Here is a 6,957-nt window from a genome sequence, read left to right as displayed (position 1 = left end):
CGGCGGCATGCCGCGTTCATGGCGCGCGTGCTGGCGGTGTCGCGGGCGGTGGAGCGGGAGGCGGGCAGCGACCCGGACGCGGCCCGGCTCCTTGGCCGCGCCCGTGCCGGCCGCGGTCTTGACCCTGGGGTCGTCGAGGGCGGCGAGCTGGAAGTCGGCGCGCGGCTGCTCGACGGTCGCGAGCGACACGGTCTCGCGCTTGAGGAACAGCGCCAGCGTCCAGTCGGCGATGACGCGCAGCTTCCGGTTGAAGGTCGGGACCTTCGCGCCGTGGTAGCTGCGGTGCATGAACCACGCCGGCCAGCCCTTGACCTTGAAGCCGTAGGTCTGCGCGACGCCCTTGTGCAGGCCGAGCCCGGCGACGGCGCCGATGTTGGCGTGCACGTACGGCTTGAGCGTCCTGCCCCGCAGCGACCGGACGATGTTGTCCCCGAGCAGCTTGGCCTGCCGGACGGCGTGCTGCGCGTTCGGCGGGCAGAACATGCCCTCCTGCGTCAGGTCCGGGATGGCGGCGTTGTCACCGGCGGTGAACGCCCGCACCAGGCCCTCGACCGTGAGGTACTCGGTGCCCTTGACGCGGCCCCGCTCGTCCAGCGGGAGGTCGCCGTGCCGGACGACGGGCGAGGGCTTGACGCCCGCGTTCCACACCAGCGTCCCGGCCGGGAAGCTGCTGCCGTCCGACAGCTCGATCTGCCCGTCGACGGCCGACTCCAGGTAGGTGTTCATCTTCACGGCGATGCCGCGGCCGCGCAGCTGCTCGGCGGTCCACTTGCCCATGTCCGGGCCGACCTCGGGCAGGATGCGGTCGGCGGCCTCGACGAGCATGAACCGCAGGTCCTGGGGGGTCACCTTGCGCATGTACTTGGTCGCGTCGCGGGTCATGTCCTCCAGCTCGGCGACCGCCTCCACGCCGGCGAACCCGCCGCCGACGAAGACGAAGGTCAGCGCCTTGCGGCGCAGCTCGACGTCGTCGGTCGACTCGGCGATCTCCAGCTGCTCCAGGACGTGGTTGCGCAGGTGGATGGCCTCGCCGACGGTCTTGAGGCTGATGCCCTGCTCGGCGAGCCCGGGGATCGGCAGCAGCCGCGGCACCGCGCCGGCGGCCATGACCAGGTAGTCGTAGGAGATCCGCTCCGGGGGGCCGGACAGCGGCTGGACGATCGCCCACCCCTCGTCGTGGTTCAGCTCGGTGACGCGCGCCTTGCGCACGGTGCACTTGGGCAGCACCCGGCGGAGCGGGACGACGACGTGCCGCGGGGAGATGTTCCCCGCGGCGGCCTCGGGAAGGAACGGCTGGTACGTCATGTACGAGTTCGGGTCAACGATGGTGACCTTGACCTCGCCGCGTCTCAGCTCACGCTTGAGCTTCTTCTGCAGGCGCAGCGCGGTGTACATGCCCACATAGCCGCCACCCACGATGAGGATGTGGGGAGCGCCAGAGGTCTCCTCGGCGGTCCTGGCCATTGCGGCCCTCCAATGTCACGGTCGGCTTGTGAAGACATTCACAAGCTATCCGATGGAACGTGCCCGACACCAACGAATAACCAGCGAAGAAGCGAAGAACTTCCCGTACGGGTAAACCTGGGGCCTGGATCGGGTGTGAAACCCGCCACTCCTTCGCAAATAATGGGATGGAGCGGACCAAAGCACGCATGACGCACGTCACAGGGAGCTTCTTCGGCCGGGCCCGCCGACGGCGCCGCGAACCGCCCGTCGCACCCCCGCGAAAGCCCTATCGTTGGGGCGGACGAGGAAGGGGGCGCCGCCGGCGGGACGCGCGCGCGGCCGATGAGCGGGACAGGGCCCGACGGCGGCCCGGCGGCGCGCGGGCTACGATCTCGCCCGGGAGCGTATCGATGATGAGCAGAGACCGGCGTCCGATGGCGACCGCGGCGGGCGTCCTCGCCCTCGCCCTCGCCGGCGTGCTGAGCGGCTGCGGGCTGATCGGCCAGCCGCAGAACAAGAGCGCCGAACTGTCGGAGTGGTTCACCGTGACCAGCCCGGTCTTCCGCGATGGCGGCGACTTGCCCCCGCGGTACGGCTGCACGACGTACCCTGGCGGGCAGGGGAAGACCCCCCCGCTGCGGTGGTCGGGCACGCCGGCCGGAACCAAGTCGTTCGCGATCGTCATGGACGATCCGGACGCCTCGGGCGGCGCGTACGTCCACTGGGTGATCGCGGGCATCGACGGAACGGTGAACGAGATCGTGGAGGACGCCCGGCTGGACAGGACCGTCGAAGGGCTGACCACAGAGGAGAAGGCGGGCTACGCGCCACCGTGCCCGCCCGAGGACGAAGAGCACCGGTACCGGTTCACCATCTACGCGTTGGACGATCCGGCACCGTTCCAGAACGGCGCCGCACTGAAGGTCTCGCTCCCCGCCATCGCCGAGCACACCATCGGACGCGGGCGGATCACCGGGAACTTCGGCGGCGAGCAGGCGCGTTGACCGTGGTGCCTGGAGGCGCAGGGTCAGGGCGGACCCCTCGGGGGGCCGGAGCCGACAGGGGTGTGCGGATCGGTGAGGTTGGCCGACCGGCACGCGCCGTGTGAGGGTAAATGTGCGCGAATGGTGTGACAACGGTCATAGCGGTCGGACAGAATCGGGCTGAGCCCCGGCGGCGGAGGCCCGCGACGATCCGGACGCTTGCGACAATCGGGACGGACCCGCGGTCCGCGCCGGCGACTCTCGTTGGGCCAAGGCATTGGGTGGTGGCATGACTTCTTACATCGTGGTCTTCGGCCTCATTGTGGTCGTGGTCCTGGTGGTCGTCCTCGTGGCCCTCGGCCTGCGGGCCAGCAGGGCGGGGCGCGACGACGACGACTGGATGGACGACGAACCGCAGCAGCAGCCGCGCGGCCGCCGGGGAGTCCCGCCGCAGGAGCAGATGGGCGGCCACGACGACTACGGCCCCGGCTACAACGACGGGTACGACGAGGGCTACGACGGCGGCTACGACCGCGCGCCCGAGCCCGTCCCGGACCGCCGCGTCGCCGGCGGGCCGCTCGCCGCGCCCACCGCCGCCCCCTCCCCGCCGCCGCCCGCCCAGAGCGGCCCGGCGTCGGACGAGATGGAGGACGACGACTACTGGGCGACGATCACCTTCGACAAGCCCAAGTTCCCCTGGCAGCACGACCGCGACCAGGAGGGCGGCCCCGAGCCCGACCTCGCCGGCGACCCGCTGCACGCGCAGGCCCCGCCGCCCGAGCAGCCGCAGATCGAGCAGCCGCAGCTGACCCAGCCGGTCTCGCTGAGCGCCGACGGCACCGTCCTCAACGGCCTGGGCGGCGGCCCCGGCGGCCACACCGGCGGGCACGGCGGCACCGGCCCGCAGCAGATGCCCGCTCCCGGCGGGTTCCCCGGCGGCGCGCCGTTCGGCAACGACCCCGGCGCGACGTCGCTCGACCCGGTCCCCGCCGACTTCGGCGGCCCGTCCTACGGCGGCCCGGGGGTGCCCGACCAGCCGTCCTACGGCGGGCCGGAGCCGCAGCCCGCGTACGGCGCCGCCGACTACGGCCAGGGCGACCCCGGCTACGGCGGCCACGACCAGTACGGCGCCCCCGAGCAGCCCCAGTACGGCTCGCGCGAGCCGTCCTACGGCGACTACGGCTCCGACCCGCTGGGCGGGCGCCCGGCCGCCGGCCCGCCGCCCGCCGCCCGGCAGGACTTCGACATGCCGCTCGGCCCGTCCGGCCCGCGCGGCGGCGACCCGCGGGTGTCGGACCCGCTCGGGCTGCCGCTCGGCCGTCCCGACGAGCCGGCCGTGCCGCCCCAGGCCCCGCCGCTCCCGCCCGCGGCGCCCGCGGCTCCGGCCCCGGCCGCCGCGCACGCCGGTCCCGGCGGCGGCTCCGACACCGACGGCCACAAGCTCCCGACGGTGGACGAACTGCTCCAGCGCATCCAGTCCGACCGGCAGCGCTCGACCGGCGGGCCGTCCGCCGACCCGGGCGGCTCCTACGGCGGCGGCTCCCTGAACGACCCGCTCGGCGACCCGCTCGGCACCGGCTCCTACGGGACGGGCGCGCCGCCCGCGAGCACGGGCAACACCGGCCCGTGGCCGTCCGGCGGGCCGGGCGGCGGGTACGACTCCGGGATCGGGTCCGGTCCGGGCTACGACTCCGGTCTCGGCGGCCCGTCCGGCTACGGGCAGGGCCAGCCGCAGAACGACGGCTACCCGACCGCCCCGGCCTACGGCGAGTCCACGCGCTACGAGGACCCGCTCGGCGGCGGCCACGACTCCTACGGCGGCTCCGGCTCCGGCGGCGTCTACGGCGACTTCAGCGGCAGCAGCTACAACGGCCCCGGCGACCCGCCGGCCGCGCCGCACGACCCGGGAGCGCAGGGCGGGTACCCCGACCCGAACGCGACCCAGGCGTACGGCTCCGGCTACTACGGCGGCTCCCAGCAGCAGGGCGGCTACCCGGCCGGCCAGCAGGGCGGTCAGCAGAACGACGGCAGCCACTACGGCAACCGCCAGCCCGCCGACGACTGGGAGAACTACCGCCGCTAGCCGCGCACGCGCACGACCGAGGGCCCGCCGGATCCGATCCGGCGGGCCCTCGCCGTGTCGGATCCGCGCGTACCGCGAAGCCGCGGTTAATCATGCTTATATACGTTGTGTGACTTCAAAGACACGCAACGTGTCCATTTTGCGACGGGATCTGCTCGCGTCGTTCGTCGTCTTCCTCGTCGCGGTCCCGCTGTCGCTGGGGATCGCGGTCGCGTCCGGCGCCCCCGTCGCCGCCGGGCTGGTCGCCGCGGTCGCCGGCGGCATCGTCGCCGGGCTGCTCGGCGGCTCGCCGCTCCAGGTCAGCGGGCCCGCCGCCGGCCTCACCGTGCTCGTCGCCGACCTCGTCCAGACCTACGGGTGGCGCGCCACCTGCACGATCACCATGCTCGGCGGGCTGGTGCAGCTCGCCCTCGGCGCCGGCCGGATCGCGCGGGCCGCGCTCGCCGTCTCCCCCGCCGTCGTGCACGGCATGCTCGCCGGGGTCGGCGCCGTCATCGTCCTCGCGGAGGTGCACGTCGTCCTCGGCGGCAGCCCGCAGCAGTCCGCGGTCGCCAACCTGCGCGAACTGCCCGGCCAGCTCGCGCACCCGGACCTGCCGACGGCGCTGCTGGGCGGGCTCACCGTCCTGGTCCTGCTGGGCTGGTCCCGGCTGCCGCGCCGGCTGCGCCCGGTCCCCGGCCCGCTGCCCGCCGTCGCCGCAGCCACCGCCGCCGCCTGGGCCCTCGCGCTGCCGGTGCCGCGCGTCGACCTGCCGGATTCGCCGCTGGGCGGCTGGGCCGCGCCGGTCATGCCGCACGGACCGCCGGTCGGGGTCGCCGGGGCGGTCGTGTCCATCGCGCTCGTCGCCGCCGTCGCGTCCCTGCTGTGCAGCGTGGCGGTCGACCGCATCCGGCCGGCCGGGGTGCCGCCCGCCGACCTGGACCGGGAACTGCGCGCGCAGGGCGCCGCGAACGCCGTGTCCGGCCTGCTCGGTGGGCTGCCGGTGGCGGGCGTGATCGTGCGCAGCACCGCCAACGTGGACGCGGGCGGCCGCACCCGGTTGTCCCCCGTCCTGCACGGCCTCTGGGTGCTCGTCCTCGCGCTGGCCTGCGCGCCGCTCATCGAGCGGGTCCCGCTGTCGGCGCTCGCGGCGCTGCTGGTCGTGCTGGGCGTCCGGCTGGCCGACCCCGCCCGCGTCCGCGACCTGCGGCACCACCGGGAGGCCCCCGCCTACTACGGCACCCTCGCCGGCGTCGTCCTGCTGGGCCTCGGCCAGGGCGTCCTGGTGGGCATCGCGATCATGGCGGTGATGGCGCTGCGCAGGCTGACGCGGCTGTCGGTCCGGGCGGAGGAGCTCGTGCCCGTGCCGGGCGACGGGCCCGTCCCGCCCCGCCGGCACGTGGTCGTGGAGGGGACGTTCACCTTCCTCGGCGTCCCCCGGGTGACGCGGGCGCTGCGGGAGATCCCGGCCGGCTGCGGAGTCGACCTGGACCTCAACGTCGACTTCATGGACCACGCCGCGTTCGACGCGATCCACCAGTGGCGGGTCGCCCACGAGCGCCAAGGGGGGAGGGTCGACATCGACGAGGTTCACGAGGCTTGGTATGAAAGAGCCGTGACAGGCGATATGACTCAGCCAGGCAAGGCAGCTCCTCAAGCCCGCTGGTGGGCGCCCTGGGCGAACCGGCGACGCCGCCCCGAGGCCGAGCTCGACGCACCCGAGACGTCCCCGGCCGACGTGCTGCTGAACGGTATCCGCGAGTACCACGGCAGTACGGCCCGCCTCGTCCGGCCGATCATGTCCGAGCTGGCGATGAAGCAGAAGCCGCAGCATCTGTTCATCACGTGCGTGGACTCCCGCGTCGTCCCCAACATCATCACCGCGAGCGGTCCCGGCGACCTGTTCATCAACCGCAACGTCGGGGCCCTCGTGCCCCGGCAGGGTTCCCGGACGCCCGACGACTCCGTCTCCGCCACCGTCGAGTACGCCACCACGGTCCTCGACATCAAGACGATCACGATCTGCGGGCACTCCAACTGCGGCGCGATGGCGGCGCTGCTCGCGGGCGGCACCGAGGTGGAGCACCTGACCGGGCTGTCGCGCTGGCTCCGGCACGGCAACCACAGCCTCGCCCGCTTCCTGTCCACCGACCCGGACGGCTGGGACGAGCCGCCGCTCACCCGGCTCTGCAAGATCAACGTGATGCAGCAGCTCGACAACCTGCTGACCTACCCGTGGCTGCGGGAGCGGGTCGAGTCCGGCGAGATCGAGCTGGTCGGCCTCTACCTGGACATCTCGTCCGCCACGGTCGAGATCCTCGACCGGGCCAACGGCACGTTCGCCCGCGTCCCGGACGAGGTCCCGAACACCCGCACCCTCACCTGAGGGGCGGCGGGCCGTCCCCCCGCCCGGACGACCCGCACACCCCCGCTGGGCGCCGACCGCGAACCCCGGTGCGCGATCGG

4 protein-coding genes are annotated in these 6,957 nt (G+C 73.9%); 3 read left to right on the top strand and 1 reads right to left on the bottom strand.

The window, feature by feature from the left end; translation table 11 throughout:
- Positions 1 to 1,464: NAD(P)/FAD-dependent oxidoreductase (locus ABZ806_RS29075; protein WP_500220596.1), on the bottom strand; the 1,464-nt coding region annotated here is incomplete at its 3' end.
- Positions 1,465 to 1,859: 395 nt separating this feature from the next.
- Between ABZ806_RS29075 and ABZ806_RS29070 the strand changes: the two genes are divergently transcribed.
- The 3 genes from ABZ806_RS29070 (at position 1,860) to ABZ806_RS29060 (ending at position 6,877) form a co-directional block, all read left to right on the top strand.
- The gene (locus ABZ806_RS29070) at positions 1,860 to 2,450 is read left to right on the top strand and encodes a YbhB/YbcL family Raf kinase inhibitor-like protein (RefSeq protein ID WP_500220595.1); all 591 of its coding nucleotides are present in this window, start codon (positions 1,860 to 1,862) and stop codon (positions 2,448 to 2,450) included.
- A 268-nt stretch (positions 2,451 to 2,718) separates the two neighbouring features.
- A complete protein-coding gene (locus ABZ806_RS29065) occupies positions 2,719 to 4,512 on the top strand; it encodes a hypothetical protein (RefSeq protein WP_500220594.1) in 1,794 nt (597 codons plus the stop codon).
- A gap of 130 nt (positions 4,513 to 4,642) precedes the next feature.
- Entirely contained in the window at positions 4,643 to 6,877 is a 2,235-nt protein-coding gene (locus ABZ806_RS29060; RefSeq protein WP_500220593.1) for a SulP family inorganic anion transporter, read from the top strand.
- Positions 6,878 to 6,957: the final 80 nt, after the last annotated feature.

It is taken from the genome of Spirillospora sp. NPDC047418 (assembly GCF_040643275.1).
Classification (GTDB): domain Bacteria; phylum Actinomycetota; class Actinomycetes; order Streptosporangiales; family Streptosporangiaceae; genus Spirillospora.
This window is presented reverse-complemented; position numbering and strand designations above follow the sequence as displayed.

What these genes read in the sequence shown, in the direction of transcription:
- ABZ806_RS29070 (WP_500220595.1), top strand. Translation starts at nt 1,860, where the DNA reads ATGAGCAGAGACCGGCGTCCGATGGCGACCGCGGCGGGCGTCCTCGCC.
- ABZ806_RS29065 (WP_500220594.1), top strand. Translation starts at nt 2,719, where the DNA reads ATGACTTCTTACATCGTGGTCTTCGGCCTCATTGTGGTCGTGGTCCTG.